This window comes from Iningainema tapete BLCC-T55 (genome assembly GCF_014698965.1).
GTDB classification, from domain to species: Bacteria; Cyanobacteriota; Cyanobacteriia; order Cyanobacteriales; family Nostocaceae; genus Iningainema; species Iningainema tapete.
In genome coordinates this window covers 110,011-135,103 of record NZ_JACXAE010000025.1, presented here as the reverse complement: position 1 = coordinate 135,103, position 25,093 = coordinate 110,011, and the positions used below count along the sequence as shown (strand labels likewise).

Annotated in this window: 12 protein-coding genes and 1 pseudogene; 3 read left to right on the top strand and 10 right to left on the bottom strand. The window is 40.8% G+C overall.

Annotated features, from left to right (window positions below; translation table 11 throughout):
- Positions 1–117: 117 nt before the first annotated feature.
- Positions 118–930, top strand: coding sequence for a DUF928 domain-containing protein (locus ICL16_RS05340; RefSeq protein ID WP_238360609.1), 813 nt, complete (start codon positions 118–120; stop codon positions 928–930).
- 32 nt (positions 931–962) lie between these two features.
- Here the strand turns inward: ICL16_RS05340 and ICL16_RS05335 are convergent, their stop codons facing one another.
- Together ICL16_RS05335 and ICL16_RS05330 are read right to left on the bottom strand one after the other, a co-directional pair.
- Entirely contained in the window at positions 963–1,475 is a 513-nt protein-coding gene (locus tag ICL16_RS05335) for a cupin domain-containing protein (protein ID WP_190825841.1), read from the bottom strand.
- A gap of 43 nt (positions 1,476–1,518) precedes the next feature.
- Positions 1,519–2,568 (bottom strand): glycosyltransferase, encoded by a 1,050-nt coding sequence (locus ICL16_RS05330; RefSeq protein ID WP_190825840.1) that lies wholly within the window; start codon positions 2,566–2,568, stop codon positions 1,519–1,521.
- Between the two features lie 599 nt (positions 2,569–3,167).
- On the opposite strand from ICL16_RS05330, the gene ICL16_RS05325 reads away from it, so the two are divergent.
- Together ICL16_RS05325 and ICL16_RS05320 are read left to right on the top strand one after the other, a co-directional pair.
- Entirely contained in the window at positions 3,168–8,267 is a 5,100-nt protein-coding gene (locus tag ICL16_RS05325; protein ID WP_190825839.1) for a non-ribosomal peptide synthetase, read from the top strand.
- Positions 8,264–14,641, top strand: a complete 6,378-nt coding sequence (locus ICL16_RS05320) for a non-ribosomal peptide synthetase (RefSeq protein ID WP_190825838.1) — start codon at positions 8,264–8,266, stop codon at positions 14,639–14,641. The genes ICL16_RS05325 and ICL16_RS05320 overlap by 4 nt, the downstream gene beginning before the upstream one ends.
- A gap of 100 nt (positions 14,642–14,741) precedes the next feature.
- Here the strand turns inward: ICL16_RS05320 and ICL16_RS05315 are convergent, their stop codons facing one another.
- From ICL16_RS05315 to ICL16_RS05280, 8 genes and pseudogenes are all read right to left on the bottom strand, one after another.
- Positions 14,742–15,314 (bottom strand): acyltransferase, encoded by a 573-nt coding sequence (locus tag ICL16_RS05315; protein ID WP_190825837.1) that lies wholly within the window; start codon positions 15,312–15,314, stop codon positions 14,742–14,744.
- 440 nt (positions 15,315–15,754) lie between these two features.
- A pseudogene (locus ICL16_RS47995) lies at positions 15,755–16,384 on the bottom strand (glycosyltransferase family 2 protein); the annotation flags it as partial.
- An 89-nt stretch (positions 16,385–16,473) separates the two neighbouring features.
- Entirely contained in the window at positions 16,474–17,835 is a 1,362-nt protein-coding gene (locus tag ICL16_RS05305) for a cytochrome P450 (protein WP_190825835.1), read from the bottom strand.
- Between the two features lie 34 nt (positions 17,836–17,869).
- The gene (locus tag ICL16_RS05300; RefSeq protein ID WP_190825834.1) at positions 17,870–19,537 is read right to left on the bottom strand and encodes a glycosyltransferase family 2 protein; all 1,668 of its coding nucleotides are present in this window, start codon (positions 19,535–19,537) and stop codon (positions 17,870–17,872) included.
- Between the two features lie 59 nt (positions 19,538–19,596).
- On the bottom strand, positions 19,597–20,736 hold the full coding sequence (locus ICL16_RS05295) for a DegT/DnrJ/EryC1/StrS family aminotransferase (protein WP_190825833.1): 1,140 nt from the start codon (positions 20,734–20,736) through the stop codon (positions 19,597–19,599).
- A 92-nt stretch (positions 20,737–20,828) separates the two neighbouring features.
- Positions 20,829–21,887 carry a class I SAM-dependent methyltransferase gene (locus ICL16_RS05290; RefSeq protein ID WP_190825832.1) on the bottom strand — a complete coding sequence of 353 codons (1,059 nt, stop codon included), beginning with the start codon at positions 21,885–21,887 and terminating at the stop codon, positions 20,829–20,831.
- 87 nt (positions 21,888–21,974) lie between these two features.
- Entirely contained in the window at positions 21,975–23,729 is a 1,755-nt protein-coding gene (locus ICL16_RS05285) for a glycosyltransferase family 2 protein (protein WP_190825894.1), read from the bottom strand.
- A 450-nt stretch (positions 23,730–24,179) separates the two neighbouring features.
- Entirely contained in the window at positions 24,180–25,091 is a 912-nt protein-coding gene (locus tag ICL16_RS05280) for a glycosyltransferase family 2 protein (protein ID WP_190825831.1), read from the bottom strand.
- Positions 25,092–25,093: the final 2 nt, after the last annotated feature.

Here is a 25,093-nt window from a genome sequence, read left to right as displayed (position 1 = left end):
CGCCGGAACGTCTCTACAAATCAATTACATATTTAGGTCATAATTATGTGGTATAATAATAGACTATTTTTTGCATTACTATTTAGTAGTGTTTGCTTAAATACGATTACTTCGTCAATGGCGCAGTCGGTTGATCCCCCCAACCCCCCTTTACAAGGGGGGCAGACGCGAATCTTCAACCCCCCTTTACAAGGGGGGCTTGGGGGGATCTCAACGCGACAGCAGACGCGAATCTTCAACCCCCCTTCACAAGGGGGGCTTGGGGGGTCAAAAGTAGCTGTGCGGCTAGTTATGCCTTCTCCACCACCAGGACGTCCACCTGGAGGACGCTTGCGTGGCGGAGCAAAACGGGGTATGTGTCCAGTAGCTGCACCGATGATGACGGCTTTAGTACCATTCACTCAGCCAAGTCCTGGTGTAGTTAATGTTTGGGGATTGACGACAGTGGAACGCCCAACTTTATGGGTTTATGTACCCTATATTAAGGGTTCTGCTTCGACTGCTGAGTTTGTGTTGCAAGATGATGAGGACGCAAATCCAATTTATCAAACCAATATTGCTCTACCTGATGCGCCTGGTGTAATCGGTATTTCTCTGCCTGCTTCTGCTCCTGGTTTGAAGGTGGGTAAACCATACCGTTGGTTTGTTAATGTTTATTGTGACCCGCAAAAACCAGATTCGCTGATTTATGTAGAAGGAATGATACAACGAGTAAATCAAAGTCAGGCGATCGCTCAACAACTAAAATCAGCACAACCAAAACAGCAGGTTGATATCTATGCCCAAAATGGCTTGTGGTATGATGCAATCACAACACTTGCACAACTGCGGCAGAAAAATCCTCAAGATGGAACACTTGTGGCTGAGTGGAAGGATTTGCTTGACAGCGTTGGCTTGAGCGATGTAGCAGCGAAACCGTTAGTCAGGTAATTGACAACTGCTAGAAGCGCCTAAGGATATCTCTACTTAACAAATTGATATGGTATTTTATCAGTATCCCAAGGGAGAGTCCATCCATCCGGGTCATCATAGCAGTAAGTTTGATCGAAAAAGTTTAGAAAGCCGGTGGTCGAATTTTCTAAATTTTGTACACCATGCCAAATACCAGGTGGGATAATCAATAGCGTTGGAGTCATGCGACCTAAATGCAGTACACTAACTTGACCTTGAGTAGGTGATTGTGAGCGATCGTCAAACAAAACTGCACGAATTGTTCCGTCCGTGACAAAGATGTGATCTGTCTGCTTCGCATGATAATGCCATGCATTGATCGCTCCTGGACGTTGTGTCACATGAATAATTTGATTGATCGGATAGTCAATGAGGTTCCAATCCATACGAAATGCCTCTGTTGTAACGCCACTTCGAGTTACAACATTTTTCATTTCTTTAATTTGAACCCCATGAAGCAGAGAAAAGATTTGGGTGCCATCTTCCTTAACTGTTTTTTGGGCTTTCACTGCGCCTTCTAGCATAATTTACCTCTTTCTACTTGCAAAAAACGGATTTCTATAGTTTCTACTTATCTAAGTTTGTCTCCATTGCTTGAAGTTGAGCTTGTAACTTTTCTTGCGCAATGATACTAAATACATCTTTCAAACCGGTTAATTTAATCAAATCTTTGTAAGAGAAATGACATTCATCTTCCAGAATTTGAGCAATATTTTGCTCCTCCATTGCCTCAAAAATTGTGGTTAGACCAAAATACCTATGTGCGTAACCTGAATTCATCAGCGCAAATGAACCGATGACAAACAGAAAAAGTTCTTTTTTAAACTTAATTTCTTTGTAAACTGGATTGGGAAAAATTTGGGGAAAATTATCATAAATCTCATCTTTTAGATAATGTTTCAGAATTTGAGCTAGTTCAAAATTGTAACGGATTCTTGTTTCTGGTCTATTACCACTGATATTTGCTTCATTGTTACGAATACGTCTTTTAATTAGATTTTTTTGGATAATATGAATTTCGTATTTCATACAAAATCTTATCCAATACTCATAATCTGGTAATTGAGCATATCGTGGATCAAATTTACCAATTTGGTCGTAACATTTTTTTCTGATCATGCTTCCCGAATAACATAAACAGTTACCTTTGAAAAAAAAATGGTTGAGCCACTCAAATCTTGTCCTGTTTGGTTGGATGTAAATATGTTTAAAAAAGTTATTTTCGTCAGCTAAATCATTTCCACTTTCATCGATAATTTGTGCATAGCTAAACACAGCACCAACTTCTGGATTTTGGTCTAAAAATCTTACTTGCTTCTCCAGTTTATCAGGAGCAAAGACATCATCAGCACCTAATTGTGCTAGAAACTCTCCTTGTGCTTCGCTACGACACTTGTTACTACCATAAGTAGAAGCTCCATGATTTTTTTCCAAGCAAAATAGCTTAATTCTTGGATCTTTAAAGCTTTTAATAACACTTACACTTGCATCAGTGGAAGCATCATCTACTATAATTATTTCAAAATCTTGGTACGTTTGATTTAATACACTTTGAATTGCTTCTCCTATAAATTTTTCCAAATTATAAGATGGGATACAAACTGTTACTCGTGGCATAATTTGAACACATCAAAGCTTTTTTAAAAAAATATCAGCGTATTACTCCGCGTGAAATAGCGATCGCACTACTTAGAGCATCGCCCAGACTACTTAATTTTTGTGGTAGATACTAAATCCGAATCAGTTCTTCTTTGCTAATGTTTTTTTACTTTCAAGCACTAGCAAAATTCAGTAATATTTATCACTATATGTTCTTACCCAAAAATCTCAACTACTCATTATCGTTTTTACCAAAAATTCATATAAAACTCGTTTCGTAGCGTAATTTCTTTGTTATTTCTTTAAATAAGCAGCTATAATTCTTCCTTTTGGATGATGTGGCAGCGGAACCGTAGCCATTAGCGAGTAATGAACAGCTCGTAACAAATCTGTATACACACATTAATAAATTTGTCAAACTGTAATTATTACATGTGTATTTGTAAAAATAAGATTAACCTAAGTACTCGGATTGTAAAGTTTAGCTATTGATTGGCAAGCATTCGCGGATGTTATAGACAATTCATGAACAACTGAATAAATAAAAATTCTCCTATCTTAGTCTTGGATCAACAGCCAGACAACAGAACTTTTAATTAGTACGAAGAGACACAATTTTGAACAGCTATAAATGGTATCCCCCTCAAGGTAATCAACCCACATGTATTTATGAGTGGCTAGAACGCCTTGCACAGACAAACCCCGATGCAATTGCGATTACTGCACCAGGACGCGCAGCGCTTACCTATCGCCGATTACAAAATCAGGTAAATGATGTCGTTGCCCAGTTGCACAGCAATGGTTTAGGTCGCCATGACCGAGTGGCGATCGCTCTCCCCAATAGTCCAGAAATGGCTGTGGCATTTTTAGCTGTTGCCTCTGGTGCTACTTGTGCGCCACTCAATCCAGCTTATCGCGCCAATGAATTTGACTTTTATCTCAAAGACTTGAACGCTAAGGCATTAATTGTTCAATCTGGGATTAACTCGCAAGCAATTGCCGTAGCTCAAGCAAAAGGCATTCCCATCATAGAAATATCACCTCAGTTAGAGGCAGAGGCAGGAATATTCACGCTCACAGGGAGTAAAGTTAACAATCCAATTAGCAGTGGTTTTGCCCAGGCAAACGATGTGGCTTTAGTGCTGCATACCTCAGGTACAACATCCCGCCCTAAACTCGTGCCTTTGACACATGAAAACCTTTGCACTTCGGCTCATAACATTCGGGTTGCGCTCTCGTTGAGCAAGGGCGATCGCTGCTTGAATATAATGCCATTGTTTCATATTCACGGTCTGATTGGTGCATTGCTTTCATCCTTAATAGCTGGTGGAAGTGTGGTTTGCACCCCAGGCTTTTATGCACCTAAATTCTTTGAATGGGTAGAAGAGTTTCGCCCAACCTGGTACACTGCTGTTCCCACAATGCATCAAGCGATTTTGGCACGCGCCCATGCCCACCGTCAAACCATTAGCCAGTACCCGGTGAGGTTTATCCGTTCTTCCTCTGCTTCCTTGCCACATCAGGTGATGACAGAATTAACACAGGTGTTTAATGCTCCGGTGATTGAAGCTTACGGGATGACAGAAGCTTCCCATCAGATCACTAGCAATCCTTTACCTCCAGGAGAGCGCAAGCTTGGTTCCGTTGGAGTAGCAGCAGGTACAGAAGTAGGCATTATGGATGAGATGGGCAACTTGCTTGCAGCAGGTGAAATTGGAGAAGTCGTTATCACTGGTACTAATGTTACCCTTGGGTATGAAAATAATCCGAGCGCCAACGAGAGTGCCTTCACTATGGGCTGGTTCCGTACTGGGGATCTGGGGTATTTGGATACCGATGGTTATCTTTTCCTCAAAGGTCGTATAAAGGAAATTATTAATCGCGGAGGTGAGAAAATTTCGCCCCGTGAAGTGGATGAAGTACTTTTAGATCATCCGGCGATCGCTCAAGCCGTCACCTTTGCTGCTCCCCACACTCTTCTTGGTGAAGATGTCGCCGCCGCTGTCGTTTTGCGACAGGGGGCATCTGCTACAGAACTGGAGATCAAAGAGTTTGCTGCTGCGCGACTAGCTGACTTTAAAGTTCCTCGTGTAGTTTTGTTTCTGGATGAAATTCCCACCGGAGCGACTGGCAAACTACACCGGATTGGTTTAGCTCAAAAGCTGGGTTTAACTGCATCCAATCCCACTTCCCCAAGACCAATATTTACTCCTCCTCGCACCCCGTTAGAAGAAGAATTAGCAAAAATTTGGTCGGTTGTTTTACAAGTTGAGCCAGTGGGCATCCACGATAACTTCTTTCAGTTGGGCGGAGACTCGATTCTGGCAACTCAGATCCTCAACCGTGTACGTGAAGCGGTGCAAGTAGATTTGTCTTTGCTGGTTTTCTTTCAGCAGCCTACTGTAGCCAACATAGCTATTAATATTACCTCACTTCTAGTTGAAAAAACTCAATCAGAAGAAATATCCGATCTTTTAGACATTCGACGGATAAAGAACCGTGACTCTGCCCCACTGTCGTTTTCTCAAGCTAGGATGTACTTTCTAGATCAACTAGAACCTGGTAATCCTGCTTACAATCGTCCAACTTATGTTCGTCTTAAAGGCTTCCTGAACATAGCAGTGCTAGAACAAAGCCTAAATGAGATTGTACGTCGTCATGAAATCTTACGTACAACTTTTCCTGTAGTGAATGGGCAACATGTAGCAGCGATCGCCCCAACATTGACCTTGACATTGCCAATACTAGACCTTAGTTCTCTGTCTGCCACTGAGCGGGAAGCTGAAGCTAAGCGGATCGCTCTACAGGAGGCTCAGCAAAGCTTCAACTTATCTCAATCCCCCTTACTCAAAGCTATTATTCTGCGGTTGAGCGAAGTAGAACATATCTTGCTACTGACAATGCACCATATCATCTTTGATGGCTGGTCGCAGGGAGTCCTTTTGCAGGAGTTAGCACAAATCTACGAAGCTTTCTCTATGGGGAAGCCATCTCCCCTACCAGAGTTACCGATTCAGTATGTTGACTTTGCCCATTGGCAACGCCAGCAGTTACAAGGAGAGATACAACAATCCCAGCTTGCTTACTGGAAAAAACAGCTAAGCGGTAGTCTACCAGTGTTGGATCTGCCAAAAGACCGACCTAGAGGAGCAGTTCAGACATTTCATGGTGCTAAACTTGTTTCGGTGTTACCTAAAGACTTAAGTGAATCCCTCCAGGCTTTGAGCCAGCAGCAAGAGGTAACACTATTTATGACGCTGTTAGCGGCTTTTAAAATATTGCTCCATCGTTATACAGGTCAGGATGACATTCTCGTTGGCTCTCCTGTTGCAGGTCGAAATCGAATTGAGACGGAGAAATTGATTGGAGTTTTGATTAACACCCTTGTTTTACGCACGCACGTTCACGGTAAACTCAGTTTTCGAGAACTATTAGCTCAAGTTCGTGAGGTAGCGCTGCAAGCTTATGCTCACCAAGATATTCCTTTCGAGAAACTGGTAGAGGAACTGCAACCAGAAAGACATTTGAACCATACTCCTGTGTTTCAAGTAATGTTCCAGTTCAGAAATTTCCCGAACGAAGTTGTGGAATTCTCTGGTATCCAGATAGAGGAATTCAAGTTTGACAGGGAAATTGCACAGTTTGATTTAACTCTGGATATCTTGCATACACCAGTAGGGCTAGCTTGTCAATTCGAGTACAACAGTGATTTATTTGATGCAGTTACCATCAAGCGGATGAGTGGTCATTTCCAGAACTTGTTGTCAGCAATTGTAGAAAATCCAGCAGCAACAGTGGGTGAATTACCCCTGTTAAGTGCAGCAGAACGCCATCAGTTATTGGTTGAGTGGAATGATACTGCTGCGGTATACCCTACTGATAAATGTATTCATCAATTATTTGAACAACAGGTAGAACTTACCCCAGATGCCGTTGCGGTAGTGTTTGAAGAACAACAGTTGACCTACCATCAATTAAATACTAGAGCTAACCAACTCGCACATCACCTGCTTTCCTTAGGAGTGGGACCAGAAGTGCTGGTGGGTATTTGCACCGAACGTTCTGTAGAGATGGTGGTAGGACTTTTGGGGATACTCAAGGCGGGTGGTGCCTATGTCCCCCTTGACCCTACTTATCCTCAAGAGCGGTTGAGTTATATGTTGGCGGATTCACATTTACTAATACTACTCACTCAACAACACTTATTAAAACAACTGTCATCACCACACCAAATACAAACGATTTGTCTAGAGGAAGATTGGCAAAACTTTGCTGATTACTCTGATGATAACCCTTGTAGCAAAACCAAATCAGACAATTTAGCTTACGTAATTTATACTTCAGGTTCTACCGGAAAACCTAAGGGAACAATGATTCTACATCGTGGGATGGTGAATTATTTAAGTTGGTGTACAAAAGCTTATAATGTTGCCACAGGAGATGGTTCTACAGTCAATTCTTCAATTGCCTTCGATGCCACTATTCTCAGTTTATTTTCTCCTTTATTGGTAGGACGTAAGGTAGTACTTTTACCAGAAGAAGGAGAAATGGAAGAACTCAAAGCAGCACTGTGTTCTGGTAATAAGTTTAGCCTGGTAAAATTTACCCCTACTCAATTAGAAATCCTTAGCCATTTATTTACTAACGAACTAGTCAGCATTCAAACTCAAGCATTTATTATTGGTGGAGAAGCCTTATCAGAAAAACTGATTTCTTTCTGGCGAAAACAAGCACCAGTAACTAAATTAATTAACCAATATGGTCCTACAGAAACTGTAGCAGGGTGCTGTTGTTACAAAGTAGTAAAACAAAGCTTCCCTGGAGCTTATATTCCTATTGGTCGCCCCATTTCTAACACTGAGTTGTATATTTTAGATAACAATTTACAACCAGTACCTATTGGCGTACCCGGAGAATTACACATTGGAGGTGCAGGATTAGCGCGAGGCTACCTCAACCGCCCAGAACTAACTAGTGAAAAATTCATTGCCAACCCCTTTAGTCAACAAGAGGGGACACGAGTTTACAAAACTGGAGATTTAGCTCGCTACTTACAGGATGGTAACATCGAATTCCTTGGTCGTATTGACCATCAGGTAAAGATTCGCGGATACCGCATTGAGTTAGGAGAGATAGAGGCAGTACTGAGCCAACACCCGGTTGTATTTCAAACTGTAGTCATTGCCCGTGAAGACATTGTTGGTGACAAGCGGCTGGTGGCTTATATAGTGGTAAAACCACAGCAAAATCTCCCCAATTTGAGCGAACTGCGCAGCTTTTTGAAGCAGCAGTTACCGGAATACATGGTGCCTGCTGCTTTTGTCACTTTAGACACCATACCGTTAACACCCAATGGCAAAATAGACCGCTCTGCATTACCAATACCTGATCGTGTTGACCGAGAACAGGAATACATTGCACCACGTACACCAACTGAAGAAATCATCGCCAACACCTTCGCTTCAGTTCTCGGTGTACAAAATGTAGGAATCCACGACAACTTCTTTACCTTAGGCGGACATTCGCTACTTGCCACCCAAGTGATTTCTCGATTGCGACAAACTTTTTCAGTGGAATTGTCTTTGCATCGTTTGTTTAAAGAGCCTACAGTAGCTAAGTTAGCTGCCAGCATCGACAAGATTCTTTACACAGTGAAAAAGTTACAGGAACTAACGAAGAGCAATTTATTAGAAGACACAGAGGAGATTGAACTGTGAAAAACATAGAAGAATTTTTGTTAGACCTTTCTCATCTGGATATAAAGTTATGGGTTGAACAAGGTCGCTTGCGCTGTAGTGCCCCAAAGGGAACACTGACACCAGAGATACGTACACAGCTATCTGAGCGCAAAGTAGAAATTATCAATTTTCTGAATTCGGTTAATCTTAACTCCTATTCTAAATTCGAGAGTATCCGTCCGGTTCCCAGGGACAAAGACCTACCCCTGTCCTTTGCACAACAACGGCTGTGGTTCCTTTACCATCTGGATAATAATAGTAATAATTATCACATAAACTTTGGATGGCAGATAACGGGGAATTTAAATGTAGTCGCTTTAGAGCAGGCAATTAGGAACATTGTATTCCGTCACGAAGTTTTACGTACTAGCTTTGAATTGGTAAATGGTAATACAGTACATAAAGTTCATCCTGAAGTCACTATTTTCCTACCAGTAGTCAACCTAGAGAATTTTCCAGAAGCTGAACAGTCAAAGGTTGTACAGGACTTAGCTACCCAAGAGGCAGAAAAACCCTTTGATTTATCCAAACCTCCTTTACTACGAGTAACTCTTTTACGACTTAGTGAAGCGTCTCATGTGCTGTTGTTTACTTGGCATCACATTGTTTTCGATGGCTGGTCAAGGGGGGTATTTACTCAAGAGTTGTCAAATTTTTATCAAGCATTCTTATCAGGAATTACTTCCTACCCACCATTACCGATCCAGTATGCAGACTTTGCAGTCTGGCAGCGTCAGTATCTGCAAGGAGAAGTACTAGAGTCTCTTGTGACTTACTGGAAACAGCAGATCGGGGGTGAGTTACCCTTATTGGAGTTACCTACTGACCGTCTACGTCCACCTGTGCAAACGTACCGGGGTGCAAAGCAAACCCTGAAATTCTCCCTCGACCTCAGCAAGAAAATCAAAACCCTCACCCAACAGGAAGGCGTAACCCTGTTCATCACGCTGTTGGCAGCATTCAAGGTCTTGCTGTATCGTTATAGTGGACAGGAAGACTTGATCGTGGGTTCTGCGATCGCAAACCGCAATCGAATCGAAATCGAAGGCTTGATTGGGTTTTTTGTGAATACGTTAGTGCTGCGAACTGATTTGTCTGGCAATCCCAGTTTTCGAGAATTACTACAAAGGGTGCGTGAGGTGGCGCTGCAAGCCTATACCCACCAAGATCTGCCCTTTGAGAAACTGGTAGAAGAACTAAAACCACAGCGTTCAGGGAGCCATACACCTCTGTTCTCTGTAATGTTCACCTGGGAAAATGCTCCAATGGGTAAATTGGTACTGCCCGGTCTGACGATGACTCCTATAGAATTGGAGAATGTCACTGCCAAGTTTGATTTAACCTTGTCAATGCAAGAAACAGCGGCGGGACTAACTGGTGAATTGATATATAACTGCGACTTGTTTGATGCTGCCACAATTACGCGCATGGTAGCAAATTTCCAGACGTTGCTGGAAGGCATTGTTGCAAACCCTAATCAATGTATATGTGACTTGCCTGTGTTCAGTGTAGCACAACAGCATCAGTTGCATATTCATCAACAATTTAGTTGCTTTGTGATTGGAAGTGGAACTTTAGTTATTCAATGTGCTCAAATGCTGTTAGAGAGGGGTCATCAAATTTTCGGCATCATCTCCTCTGATACATTAATAAGTGATTGGGCGAAGGGAAAAGGCATACCTCACATCCAACCAACAGATAATCTCATCGCATTTTTGAGCCAGAAATCTTTTGATTACCTGTTCAGCATTGTCAACATTAACCTTTTACCTCAAGAAATTTTGGAGTTACCAAGCTTGTACGCTATTAACTACCATAATGCGCCCCTACCAAAATACGCGGGAATTCATTCTCCGTCTTGGGCTTTGATGCATCAGCAGAAAACCCATGGTGTTACATGGCACGTAATGAGTAGTCTAGTTGACGCTGGCGATATCCTTGCATCAGCTGTGTTTGGCATTGCTGATGATGAAACTGCTTTTACACTCAATGGGAAATGCTATGAAGCAGCCATCAATTCATTTGCTCAACTAATTGATGAGCTTAGCTGCCACCAAGCAATAGCTCGAAAGCAGAACTTGGGAGAGCGAACCTATTTTTCGCGCTCTCAGCGGCCTTCTACAGGAGGAGTGTTCTCATTCACAGGAGGGGTGTTCTCATTCAACCGTTGTGCCCGTGAGATAGATGCTTTGGTTCGGGCTTTAGACTTTGGACCATACCCCAATTCACTTGCTCTGGCGAAGTTAGCTATAGGAAGCGACTTCATCGTAGTCTCTAAACTCGAAGTTCTTCAAGACCTGTCCAAGTCACCAACTGGAACAGTAACAGCGATTGAAGATAATTTGCTTAAGGTTTCTACAACTTCTTACGAGATTGCATTGCGCCAAGTGCAGACCATTGATGGTCAGACGCTATCGATTCCTGATTTGGTCGCTAAGTTTGGACTACAGGTGGGGTATCGGTTTAAAGACATTGAGCCAGATATCGCGAGGCGCATTGAGGCTTTTGATGCGTTGATTGCTAAGCATGAGGCTTTCTGGGTAAAGAAACTGGCGATGTTAGAGCCTTACACGATTCCCTATGCACAGTCGAAGGCATCCCACTCGAAACAAAAGCAGTACGCTCAGGTCAAGTTGCCTGTATCGCAGGAGGTGCTCACCTTTTTGGAACGCCATTGGGCATATTCGCTGAGCGATTTTCTCTTAGCTACTTTTGCTGCTTATCTTGCCCGAAGTAGCGGAAGTTACTGTTTTGATATTGGATTTAAAGATGTCTCGCTGCAACACGAATTGGTAGGACTGGAAAACTTTTTTGCCGAGCATGTACCTTTTCGCGTAGAGATAGGGGAGAAGCAAAGTTTTGCAGAAGTTTTTGCAGTCTTGAGGGAGCAGGTGAAGTTAACTAAACTTCACTTGACTTTTGCACGCGATACCGTAGCTAGGTATCCAGTTCTTCTTTCAGTGGCGGATTTGGTCAGTGAGAACAAGTTTCCAGTGATTATAGAACGGGTAGAAAGTATAGACGACTACAAAACTAGCCGAGGAAATGAGTTAACCCTGGTAATTCCGGAAGATGGAAAAGAATGCTGTTGGCTATATGATACCGAGGCATTAGATGGTGACAGCATTGCTGTGATGTTGCGCTCCTTTACTACTTTTTTGCAAGGTATTGTCACTGACATTACCCAACCCATTGCCTACCTTCCCCTGCTATCTGAGGAAGAGCGTCACCTCATCCTAGTGGAGTGGAATAACCAAAAGGTAGATTACCCCAAAGATTGCATCCATCAGTTGTTTGAGGCTCAGGCGGAGCGGACACCTGATTTGATTGCGGTTGTGTTTCAAGATGAACAGCTTACCTACCTGGAGCTGAACCAACGAGCGAATTGTCTAGCGCATTACTTACAAAAACAGGGCGTAACATCTGATGTTCTGGTTGGCATTTACATGGAGCGCTCCTGGGAAATGGTGGTAGCAATATTGGGCATTTTGAAAGCGGGTGGAGCTTACGTGCCATTAGACCCAGCTTATCCTAAAGAGCGCTTAGGCTTCATGTTGTCAGATGCTCAAGTGCCAGTGCTGTTAACTCAAAAGAATTTGGTGGTTGGACTTCCCAACCAAAAGGCAAATATAGTTTGTCTAGATGCAGACTGGGAGGTAATCTCTCAAGAAAATCAGGAAAATCCTATCATTAATGTGACAGCCAAAAACTTGGCTTATGTAATTTACACCTCAGGATCTACTGGTGTTCCTAAGGGGGTGATGATTCCCCACGGTGCTTTGACAAACTACACTCAAGCGGCGGCGGCGGAATATAACTTGAACACAAGCGATCGCCTATTACAGTTTGCCTCGATTAGTTTCGATGCAGCAGCAGAAGAGATATTTCCCTGTCTAGTACGAGGTGGAACCTTGGTACTGCGTACTGATGCCATGTTAAGTTCAATACACGCATTTTTAGAAAAATGTTGCGAACTTAAACTAACTGTGTTAAACTTACCCACAGCATTCTGGCATCAAATCACTTCTGCCTTAGCTAGGGAAAATTGCGTACTACCAAAGCAACTGCGTTTAGTGATAATTGGCGGAGAAAAAGCGCTCAAGATGCCACTGGAAACATGGCACAAATATGTACCTCCTCGCGTGCGACTGGTAAATACTTATGGTCCGACGGAAACTACTATCGTTGCAACCAAGTGTGACTTATCGGAACCAGTCTGGGGAGAAGTACCAATTGGTTGTGCAATTCCTAATGTCCAAACCTATATCTTGGATAAACATCTTCAACCTGTTCCTTTTGGCGTGGTGGGGGAACTATACATTGGTGGAGCTGGCTTGGCTTGGGGCTATCTCAACCGTCCCGAACTGACTGCCGAGAAATTTATTCCCCATCCCTATAGTCAGGAAGCGGATGCAAGGCTTTACAAAACTGGGGATTTAGCCCGTTACCTGAGTAACGGACAGATTGAGTTTGTTGGTCGTATCGACCACCAAGTGAAGGTGCGGGGTTTCCGCATTGAGTTGGGAGAGATAGAGGCTGTACTGAGTCAACATCCAGATGTACTCCAGACTGTGGTTGTAGCGCGTGAAGACGTTATTGGTGACAAGCAGCTAGTGGCTTATATAGTGGTGACAAAGCAAAATCCCCCCAATTTGAGTGAACTGCGCAGCTTTTTGCAGCAGAAGTTACCTGAGTACATGATACCTGTAGCCTTTGTCTTCATGGATACCATACCATTAACACCCAATGGCAAGGTAGACAGTCGCGCTTTGCCCGCACCGGATACATCCAGTGTTTGTCGCTCCTCCAGTTTAACCGAACCCCGCAACCCCACTGAAGAGGTCTTAGCTGCTATCTGGGCGCAAGTTTTGGGTGTTGAAAAGATTGGTATCCATGACAATTTCTTTGAATTGGGAGGGCATTCACTTTTAGGAATGCAATTGATTTCTCAAGCAAGCCTTGCCATAGGTGTAGAGATTCCGCTAAAGTTGCTGTTTGAGAAGCAGACGATCGCCCTTTTAGCTCAAGCAATTGAGGTTCTAGCCAATTCCCAGCAGCCATTAAAGACTAGAGCAAAGATATCTGGGCTTCAACGAAAGAACTATCAGCCAGAGAATCTTCCGCTTTCAGCAAATCAGCAATGGTCGTGGTTTAACGACCACCCCTACACCACAACAATTAAATTCACTTATTACATTGTAGGTTTTCTTAACGTCGCTGCACTAGAACAAAGCCTGAATGAAATTGTGCGGCGACACGACATTTTACGAACAAATTTTCCAATTGTGGATGGCAAACCAGTTCAAGTTATTGCTTCGATGCTGACATTAACAGTGCAAGTTATTGACCTACGGGAGCTTTCGGGAACACAAAAAGCGCATAAGTGTGCTCAGTTATTTGAAGAGGAAAGTTTGCGTCCTTTTGATCTAAACTGTGGTTCCCTGATTAGAACTCAATTGCTGCAAGTAGGTCAACAGGAGTATCTGCTCAACTTCTTTATTAACCACATTATTTTTGATGGCTTTTCCTTGGGTGTATTTATGGGAGAGTTGTCAGTACTTTATAATACCTTTGACAAAGGTCTACCCTCTGGGCTTGCCGAATTACCGTTTCAGTATGCGGACTTTGTACACTGGCAACAACAGTATATGTCTGGTGAAGTGAGGCAAAGCTATGATTCCTATTGGAAGAAAAAGTTAGCTTCGGCTCAACCAATTTTTGAACCTAGTAGAGAATTGGGGAAATTATTACCTGCGATCGCTCATCCAATAGAGCTACCTACAAATCTCATCAACTCTCTGAGAAAAATGGGGCGCAAGGAGAATGTTAGCCTTTTCACGATCATGTTAACGGCTTTTAAACTATTACTTCACACCTATACAGGTAAAGATGATATTGTTGTGGCTGTTCTCAATGCGAATCGAAACCCATATGAAACTAAATTTTTGATTGGCGTGTTTGCTAACAGATTGTTACTGCGGACTAATCTTTCCGGGAATCCCTCGTTTAGGGAGTTATTAGTCCGGGTAGGTGATATGTACTTTGAGAGCTATGATTACCAAAACTTACCCGGCATTCAGAGTGGTATACCGACAATTGACCACGCTCAAGTGTTTTTCAACTTCATACCAATACCAAGAAATGTTAAGTATCCTCCGATTGAGAAAACTAAGCTTGTCAACTTTGGTGGTGGTGCAACGGTAACCGAGCAAGACTTGAGATTGACGATATTTGATGAAGAAGATAGAGTACACGGGAGGCTAAGTTACACAAACAGATTGTTTGATGCCAAAACCATTGAGCATTTAGTTAATTTATACCGTCAAATACTAGAGCAGGCAGTTGAATTTTAAATATTCATTGCCTGCTTCACACAAGGGGATGCAATCATTTGCATTCCTCCTGGTGGTGCAATAGTCACATAAATTGGTTAAGCAAAAGGTTTATTCTTGATTATTTATTGTTAGATTTCTCTAAATTTTTGCCTGTTTCTAACAAAAAATTTTCAATGTTATTGAGAATCGCTACCTTATCTTTTTCTCCTATTTTACGATTCCCAACATATATTCCCCACGGCTCTAAGTTTTTGGTAACAACTGAGCCAGCAGCGACTACGGCTCCTTCCCCCACTGTCACACCTGGTAAAATAACACTATTTGCCCCGATGCCACAATATCGACCTATATGTACGGGTGCTCGATGAACATTTCTGTACTTTTCATCAACTGTTGGATTGCCAAGATGACATCCTGTAAAATCATCTGAGCCAGTGAAAATTCTCACTCCAGAAGAAAGACCTGAGAAGTCCCCGATAGTGAAACTTTCACCTCCTGTGATTGAAGTGAAGGATGCAATATGAACATAGCTGCCTATCTTGATCTTCTTTTTAGCATAGATAAATACGAAATCATCAATGATGATATTTGTACCAAATTCAATGTTTTCTATCCCTACTATTTTAGTGTACTCGAAAGTGCGAAGACCAGGAATATTATACTTATTTAAATGCCGGAAAGTTTGAGTCATTTATTTTCGTGCCTTTCTCATTTTACCTGAGCTTCTTGTTGAATCATGTGATTGGCTTTTTCTGCCAAAAGAATCTTAAAAATATCGATTTTTCCTGTTAATTCAAAAAACTTTTTATAATCAAAAGAAAATTCATCTCTAATATTTTGAGCAAGCTTTGTATCTCCAAGCGTCTCATGGATTGTACTAAGACCAAAGTATTGGTGTGCAGGAGATGATTCAACTGCAAGTGCAAGCATACCGAGCAGAAAAGGCACATATTCCTTTTTGAATTCTATTTCTCTATTATTTCTCATGAATTTAAAAGGAAATATTTTTGGTAAATCATCACAAATCTCACTCCTCAGGTAATTTTTCAAAATTTGAGTCTTCTCAAACTGATCGCGAACTTTCACTTCTGGTCTTTGTCCACTGGCATTTGCTTCATTATTACGAATACGAAACTTAATCAAATTCTCTGGTATGACGTGAATTTCGTACTTCATGCAAAGTCTTATCCAGTAGTCATAATCCGGTAACTGAGCATAGCGTCTATCAAAAGAACCAATTTTGTCGTAACATTCTTTACGAATTAAACAAGTGGGAGCACATAAACAGTTACCCTTGAAAAAAAAATGATTGAGCCACTCAAATCTTGTTCTATTGGGTTGGATAAAAATATGCTTATACAAGTGTTTTTTATTATTGAAATCACTACCTTCTTCGTCGATAATTTGTGCATAACTAAAAACAGCACCAATTTCTGGATTTTGCTCTAAAAACCTAACTTGCTTTTCCAGCTTGTCAGGAGCAAAAACATCATCTGAGTTTAGCAATGCTATAAATTCACCTTTGGCTTCGCTACGACACTTGAGTCCAGCAACACAAGCTCCTTGATTTTTCTCAAAACAAAACAGCTTAATTCTCGGATCTGTAAAGCTTTTAATAACGCTCACGCTTTGATCCGTAGAACCGTCATCTGTAATAACTATTTCAAAATCATGATAGGTTTGATTTAAAACACTTTGAATTGCCTCACCCACAAATTTTTCATGATTGTAAGATGGAACCATAACCGTAACTTTCGGCATATCTAAACCTCACACATTTCAAGTAAGATATTACAAATTTTTTCTACATAACTAATTGTTAATTCACCGTACAAAGGTAGGATGGACATTTAAGTATTGATTGTCAGCTTTACATAAGGGGATGCAATCATTTGCATTCCTCCTGGTGCTACAAAAGTCACAAAACTGCGCTTGGGACGCATGGGAAGTTTGTTGACTAGAGTTACTTGAAAGCGTGAAAGAATAGTTGCTAATACCAGTTTCATTTCATTTAGGGCAAATGCCATCCCAATACAACGACGATTTCCACCACCAAAAGGTAAATACTCGTATGGGGAAAATTGCCTTGCTAAAAAGCGTTCTGGTCTGAATTGTTTTGGTTGTGGGTAAACTTCTTCCCTATTGTGAGCTAAGTAGATACTGGGCATTATAATTGTTCCCACTGGTAGCTGATACCCGACAATTTCCACAGGCGTAAGCACACGGCGAGGCAAAGCACTGAACGCAATCGGATGAATCCGCAGGGTTTCTTGGCAGACAGCTGTTAAATAGGGTAGTTTGGTGATCGCCATTGGATCTGGGTTGTCACCAAAAAGCTCCAATTCTCTAAGCAATTTGTTGCGTACCTGTGGAAAAAGGTCTAGCGAATACAACGCCCATACCAATGCTGAAGCTGTAGTTTCATGTGCGGCAACCAGCATCGTCATTAACTCATCACGTAACTCTTGATCGGTCATTGGAACGCCATTTTCATCACGCGCTGACATCATCAAACTCAGAATATCTTGCCGACTTGAATTAGATTGGGTTCTTCGTTCTTGAATCAAAGCATAAATCAACTCGTCTATTTTTTGTATTTGCCGCAAAACCCAACCCCAGGGACTCCAAGGTCCGAAATCTTTGTTTAAGCCAAAAAATCTGACGGCATCTATGAAAGGAGAAGTGACGAATTCCATCAGGGAAATCAGCAATTGGCGAAATTTTTGTAAAGAAGGACCTTCGTCCAGACCAAAAATAACCCGTATAATCACGCGCAGAGAAATCTCTTTCATCGATGTTCGGATCATCAAAGGCTGATCCATTTTCCAAGTCTCAATGATCTGATGGGTGATTTCACGGATAGTCTCACTGTAAGCCCGCAGATTTGCGCCATAAAACGGAGGAGTTAAGAGTTGGCGTTGACGCTGGTGTGGTTCTCCGTTTAGCACAAACAGAGAGTTGAGTCCTAGCAAAAATTTAAAATTTTCCTTTCCTGCATCTAAATGCTGGACATCAGCGGCAAAAATTTGCTGCAGTGCTTGAGGTTGACTGAAGTATACAAGAGGAGTATCTTTTCTCGGCCACACGGTGAAGCAATCGCCGTAAACTTTGGCAAATCCTTCCACGTATTCCAGTGGCTGAAGTATAAATTTTATCCGTCCCAGAATTGGAGGTATTTTAGGTCCATCTGGTAAGTTATTAGTTCCTTGCATAATTTTCTCTTAGTATCATAGAAACCAGATATAGTTATTTCACTTTTGCGGGAACTTTAACGACTTTAAAGTAAGGTTCTCCTCCCAAAGTTCTCAAATAGTTATTCCACTTTTGAGTAAAGTTTAATATTTCTTCCGGTTTTACTACTTTCTGGCGAGTGGCTGATTCAAAGTGAATGAGTTGAGCAAATGGTGTTATGACATTGCGATATCCTGCTTGATGGGCTTTTAAGCATAAATCCACATCGTTGTAGTTCAAAGGAAACTCCTCGTCAAGCCTTCCTAACTGTTCAAACACTTCGTGTCGCATCATTAAGCAAGCACCAGTCACGGCTAAGTAGTTTTTGATGGCAACACTTGAAGTAATATAATCAGGTTGTTTCATGTCCAAACCGCATAATGCATGATTAGGACAACCGTCAGTTATTATTACTCCCACATGCTGTATTTTTCCATCTGGATATAATAGTCTTGCACCTACTGCACCGATTTCTTTCTGTTGTGCAAGTTCTAGCATTGATTCCATCCAGTTTGGAGTCAGCACCAGTATATCATCATTGAGTTGCAGCAGAATTTCCCCTCTGGCTTTAGCTACACCAATGTTGATGCGCATCGAGTAGTTAAACGGTTCGCTGGATTGCACTAGTTGCAAATTAGGAGAGGCGATCGCTTTTAAAGTTGACTCTGGAATATCGTATCCATCAACCAATATAATCTCATAGTTTGGATATGTACTCCGTTGCTTAATACTGCGGATACAATTTTCTAATAAACATTGTTCCCCGGTAGGAGTAACAATCTTTTTCCCTGCGCTGGGAATGATAATGCTAACTAGCGGTTGCCCAATGATATCACGCCGGACTCTATAATAATTTGGACTTGATGTTTGTTCTACACGTCCTGGATATGGACTACGATCTATCATTTCTTGAAGAGCTTTTCTAGCAGCAATATCTGCCCGATAATTTGCTTGTGAGTTAGAGGCAACGGAGGAGAGTTGGCTGCGGCTATGATAGAGAATTTTGGGAATATGGTAAATATTTTTAGTTTTTTCTATGACTCGCAATACCAAGTCATAATCCTGGGAGCCATCAAACTCACTGCGAAAACCACCTATTTCACGGATTAGGCTAGTACGATAAACTCCCAAATGACTGGTATACATATAGGAATAGAAATACTCTGGGGACCAATCAGGTTTGAATAATGGACTATGGCGCTTCCCTTCAGTATCTATGAAATCTTCGTCACTATAAATAAAGTCGGCGTTTGGGTACTGGTTAATTAGTTTAGCGTTTTCAAATAAAGCATCAATCGCTAACTCATCATCATAATCAAGAACAGCTATATAGTCGCCAGTAGCTAATTCTATAGCAGAGTTATTAGTAGCAGATATATTGCCATTTTCAGGGCGGAATACAACTTTAATACGTGAATCATGTTGACTATAGTTATTCAAAATAGAGCGGATTTGCGGTTCTGTAGATGCATCGCCAGCAATACATAGTTCCCAAATTGAATAGATTTGATTAATAACTGATTCAATAGCTTTCTCTAACCATTGTCCCTCTACATTATTATATACAGGTGTAATTACTGAAAATTTTGGCAGAATTTGCCAAGACGCAATTTCTTCATAAGCTGATGTAATATACTGCTCATTTAAGTAATTTAGTTCTACCAATTCTTGAGATTTTTCCATATCTTTTCCTCTTGCTCATGATTATATGATGGAATGTTAACTGTAACTCCTGACATAATCTACATATCTCTAATTTCAAGTAAAATATCGCAAATTTTTTCAATGTCGCTAATCGTTAATTCCCCATACAAAGGTAGTGATAAAGTTTGTTGAGCGACTATATTTGCTACTGGTAAGTTAGTTATATTTGCTGATGGTAAATGCTTGTAACACGAAAAATTACTGCACAAAGGATAAAAGTATTTTCTACTAAAGACATTATACGCTTTGAATTTATCATATACATAGTTGCGTGAATATCCAAATAACTCCTCATCAATTCTAATCACAAAATACTGATAGCTACTTGTAAAATCTTGATTTTCTGGCAAAAGCGTAATACCTGGAATATCTCTTAAGCATTGTCTATATGTATCAACTAAAATTTTTCGTTTATTTCTTTCATCTTCAACATAATCGAGTACTACCAAACCAAGAGCTGCCTGAATTTCATTCATTTTTCCATTAATTCCAGGCATTACTACTTCTTCTTCATTTTTAATGCCAAAGTTTTTGAGGAAATCAATCCTTGTCTTTAAGTTCTGATTTGTGAATGTCAAAGCGCCACCTTCAGCAGTATGAAAAAGCTTAGTAGCATGAAAGCTCATCATTGATATATCACCGAAGTTTCCAATTCCAACCCCGGAAACTTCTACTCCAAATGCATGAGCTGCATCATAAATTACCTTTAAGCCGTATTTATCAGCTATTTCTTGAATTTTGACAACATCACATGGAGTACCATATACATGCACACCCAAAATCGCAGATGTTTGGGGTGTGATCATTGATTCAATTTTATCGGCATCAATATTCATTGTAACTGGATCAATATCGCAAAATATTGGCTTAATATTGTTCCAAGTCAGCACATGAGGAGTTGCCGGAAAAGTAAAAGGAGTAGTAATAACTTCACCAGCTAGGCGTAAGCTTTGGCAAGCAATTATGAGAGCTATTGTTCCATTATTGAATAATGAAATATATGGAACATTGAGTATATTTTGTAATTTATTTTCCAGCAGCCAATGTTGTTTTCCATTATTAGTTAGCCATTTAGTTTGCCATATTTCTTGAAGTTTATCAGTAAATTTGTCTAAACTTGGCAGGATAGGGCGAGTTACATAGATTGGTTGTTCAAAAGGTTTGTTTCGCGTTAGCATTAGTTACCTAATTATCGAAATTAAATGTTTTCTGCACCTAATATCTATGGTGGTATTCTCAAAAGTACTAACACCAAAAAGGATTTGAGACATTATTTTCGTGCCTCGCATATTAACAAAGAATCTTTTCGAGTTTCCCGGTTTCTGAGTTCCTCTATTTGACTACAGCCCCACTCAACAAACTCTAGGTGCGTAAATCCAGCTTCTTTCAATCTTCGCTCTAATTCTTCGCGATCATAAAGCCACTCATGCCCCCACCAGCGAAAGGCTACGTTAAGCATCTCAGCTCGTGTTTTGCTCAACTGATACTCTGGTGATTTAAGCCAGTCTTGATTTTGCCAATTGAGAGAGGTTACTGTATTATACAGTAAATCGAGAGATGGCATGGCAACACGTAACACTCCCCCGGATTCGAGAATACGATAACACTCTTCGAGAAACATCACGCCTTTGTCTACAGGCAAATGTTGTAACAAGTGTTCGTGATATATAAATTGACAACAGTCATTCTCAAAAGGTAGACCATTAAGTATGTTCCACACGAAGTCTACCGTATCAAGTTTTTCGTCCTTATCTATATTGATCCAGCCATCAAATTTTACTTTTACACAGCCAATATGAACTTTATAGGGACTAGCAAATTTATCTAATAACTTTTTAGCCTTTTGATAGCTTTCAGTGTCAGATTGCTCGCTTGGCACATAGTTCAAGGCTTGTAGAGATTCTTGATCTAGCTTAAGGAAAATATCGGTAGTACTAGCAAATACTTGTGCAAGCAATGCTGGATCTACCTGAGTTAAATTTTGGCACAAAAGTTCGACTACCTGCCAATCTTTTAAAAGGTCTGGGGTGAAGATATTTAGAGTAATTGAAAGTTGGATTAGCTGAAGGAGATTGTTGATGAAGGTAGGGGAAATATTTCGGATATGTTGCCGGATTATCCAGCTAATTTGAGTGTTCCCTAAAGTTAATTGTTGCTGAGCTTGTTCGTCTAAAAGCTTAACTAATTGCTCTGGATTTTTTGACACATCGCTAGATGGGTTTATAGCCATCGTAGTTGCCCAGGTTCCTTCAGCTACTTCGTTAAAATTCTTTCGTCTCCGCTCAACACTTTGACGCCAAATTATGTATTCTTCCTGAGAAATAGTCATGTTTTTATCCTTGTAGTATATTTCTAAGTTTCAAATTTATTTTTGTGAATTCCTCATAAATCCTGAATAAGTTAACGGATATCACTGCTAAGTAATTTGTGGAAGGTACGGATCGCCTCCTAAAGTTTTCAAATAAATATGCCATTTTTCTTTAAATTTTGACAATTCTTCTGGTTGTACACCTCTGGAGCGACTAGCTGATTCGTAGTGAACAAGTTGGGCAAATGGTGTGACTACATTGCGGTATCCGGCTTGGTGTGCTTTTAAGCATAAATCAACATCGTTATAGTTTAAAGGAAATTCTTCGTCTAACCCTCCTAACTGCTGAAACAGATCGAGTCGCATCATCAAGCAAGCACCAGTTACAGCTAAGTAGTTTTTGATGGTAATATTTGAATTGTAATAACCAAGTCCTTCACCGTCATATCCGTAAAATACATGACCAGGATTACCTTCGTTAATTACTACTCCCACATGCTGTACTTTGCGATCAGGAAATAATAGTTTTGCACCTACTGCACCAATCTCCTTCTGTTGTGCAAGTTCTAACATTGATTCGATCCAGTCTGGGGTTATTACCTGTGTATCATCGTTAAGTAGCAGTAAAAATTCCCCTCTGGCTTTGGGTATACCTATGTTGATGCGCATTGAGAAGTTGAACGGTTCCTTTGTCCGGACTAATTGCACATCAGGAGAAGCGTAGGCGCGGAGCGACTTATCGTTAGATATCGCCTCTAAGGTTGACTCAGGAATATCGTATCCATCAACTACTATAATTTCATAGTTACGATATGTACTCAGCTTGTTAATACTGCGAATGCAATTTTCTAATAAACACACTTCTCCTAAAGGAGTAAAAATCCTTTTTCCAGCGCTGGGAATGATAATGCTAATCAGCGGTTGCCCAACTATGTCGCGCCGAACTCGATAAAAACCTGGAAGTTGTGTTTCTTCTACACGCCCTGGATATGAGCTGCGCTCGATCATTGCTTGAAGAGCTTTTCTAGCAGCAGTATGTGCCCACGGTTTTGCTTGTGCGTCGCCAGTGGCGACAGAGGTGGATATAGTGCGCCAATGATAAAGAATTTTGGGAATATGGAAGATGTTCCTAGCTTCCTCTATAACTCGTAATACTAAGTCATAATCCTGAGCGCCATCATACTCACTCCTGAAACCACCAATCTTATGGATCAGGCTAGTGCGATAAACTCCTAAATGGCAAGTGTACATACAGGAATAGAAATACTCGGGGGACCAGTTTGGTTTGAAAAATGGGGCAGAGAAGTTCCCTTGAGTATCTATTTTATCTTCGTCACTATAAATAAAATCTGCGTTTGGATGCTGGTTAATGAGCTTCGCGTTTTCAAATAAGGCATTAATCGCTAACTCATCATCATGGTCTAAAAGGGCAATATAATCTCCAGTAGCTAATTTTAAAGCTGAGTTACTAGCGGCTGAAATATTGCCATTTTCAGTGCGAAATACAACTTTGATCCGTTGGTCAACTTGACTATAGTGATTGAGAATAGACCGAATATGGGGTTCTGTAGATGCATCGTCAGCGATACATAATTCCCATACTGGATAGATTTGATTCAGTACTGATTCAATAGCTTTTTCTAACCATTTTCCTTCCACATTATACAAGGGTATAATAACTGAAAACTTCGGATGAATATGCATTGAAGCTATTTCTTCACGACAGTCAGCAATATCTTGCTCAGTTAAGCGATTCTTTTCTACCCATTGTTGATAGTCTAAATAATATTTATCAATATCGGTTAAAAACTTTGGCACATAGTTCAAGGCTTCCAGATATTCTTTATCTAGCCTAAGAAACATTTCAGCAGTACTAGCGAAGACTTGCTTGAGCAATGCTGGATCTACCACACCTGAATTTTGACGTAGGAGTTCGATTACATGCCACTTTTCCAAAAGGTTTGGTGTAAAGACATCTAAATTAATTGAAAGTTGGATTAGCTGGAGAAGATTGTTAATAAGCTGAGGGGAATTCATTCGGATGTGTTGTCGAATTATCCAGCTCATTTGAGTGTTTCCCCTTGTTGTTTGTTCCTGAGCTTGCTGATCGAGAAGCTTAACTAATTGCTCTGGATGGGACAAGTTTAAAGCAGTGTTCTGAGCTAGAGTTTTTTCCCAAGTTTCTTGAGCTACTTTGTTTAAAATCTTTTGTCTCTGCTCTATGTTGTAACGCAAATTTATGTATTCTAGCTGAGGAATAGTCATATTTTAATTATGATTTCTGTAAATATATTTCCGTAAAAACTTGATTTTTTATCTACACTGTAATTCAATTGACGACGGCTTGAGAAGAGGAAAGCTGCACATCCACAACCATTTATAGTAGCAATTTATACCACGTACTTGTTGATAATGATTCAAGGCAAGGCGAGCTTTTTCACCTTGATAAAGTTGAATATACAAGTAGGCGAGACTGAGGTAGCCTTCATAAAAGCATTGGTCAAGTACAAACAGAGGTAACTTCTGTAGTTCTTTGTTGCGTTTGAAAGTTTTTTCTTTGACACGCAACAAGCCAAGTAACATTCGCTCTTCACTATTACTTTGCTGACCTTCATACCTGCGATAATGCACTAGAGGCTCATTCAAAAAATGAATAGGCCATTTTTCAACCAGCCGTAACCACAAGTCGTAATCATCACAAGGCGGTAGTGTTTCATCAAACAAACCCACATCATCTAGACATTTTCGACGCATCATGACAACGGAGCATGTTGGGATTGTGTTACGCACAAATAAAGTCCAACTTTGTAGAACAGGCGGTACGGGGAAGAATTTTGCATGTGAACCGGGCAACAAACCCTTTTCGTTAAAATAGAGTGTATCTGAATAAACTAAACCAATCTTTGGATGGGAATCCAAATAACTAACTTGTTTTTCTAGCTTAGTAGGTAGCCAAATGTCATCATGATCGAGTAAGGCAATGTACTGTCCTTGTGCTACCTTAATCCCTGTATTACGAGCAGCAGCTGATCCTTGATTTTCTTGATGAATAACAGTAATTTTCTCCCCAAAATATTCTAATACTTCTATAGTGTTATCCGTAGAACCATCATTGACCACAATGATTTCGTAGTCTGTGTAGGTTTGCGCCAAGACACTCTCAATTGCTTGGGAAACTAAATTAGCCCTTTGGTAGGTGGGAATTATCACACTGACGTTTGGCATGG

Excerpts from the sequence above, each read along its gene's own strand:
- ICL16_RS05330 (WP_190825840.1), bottom strand. The coding sequence starts at position 2,568 with ATGCCACGAGTAACAGTTTGTATCCCATCTTATAATTTGGAAAAATTT.
- ICL16_RS05295 (WP_190825833.1), bottom strand. The coding sequence starts at position 20,736 with ATGCTAACGCGAAACAAACCTTTTGAACAACCAATCTATGTAACTCGC.
- ICL16_RS05285 (WP_190825894.1), bottom strand. The coding sequence starts at position 23,729 with ATGTTTCTTAGGCTAGATAAAGAATATCTGGAAGCCTTGAACTATGTG.
- ICL16_RS05290 (WP_190825832.1), bottom strand. The coding sequence starts at position 21,887 with ATGACTATTTCTCAGGAAGAATACATAATTTGGCGTCAAAGTGTTGAG.
- ICL16_RS05340 (WP_238360609.1), top strand. The coding sequence starts at position 118 with ATGGCGCAGTCGGTTGATCCCCCCAACCCCCCTTTACAAGGGGGGCAG.
- ICL16_RS05315 (WP_190825837.1), bottom strand. The coding sequence starts at position 15,314 with ATGACTCAAACTTTCCGGCATTTAAATAAGTATAATATTCCTGGTCTT.
- ICL16_RS05300 (WP_190825834.1), bottom strand. The coding sequence starts at position 19,537 with ATGGAAAAATCTCAAGAATTGGTAGAACTAAATTACTTAAATGAGCAG.
- ICL16_RS05335 (WP_190825841.1), bottom strand. The coding sequence starts at position 1,475 with ATGCTAGAAGGCGCAGTGAAAGCCCAAAAAACAGTTAAGGAAGATGGC.
- ICL16_RS05305 (WP_190825835.1), bottom strand. The coding sequence starts at position 17,835 with ATGCAAGGAACTAATAACTTACCAGATGGACCTAAAATACCTCCAATT.
- ICL16_RS05280 (WP_190825831.1), bottom strand. The coding sequence starts at position 25,091 with ATGCCAAACGTCAGTGTGATAATTCCCACCTACCAAAGGGCTAATTTA.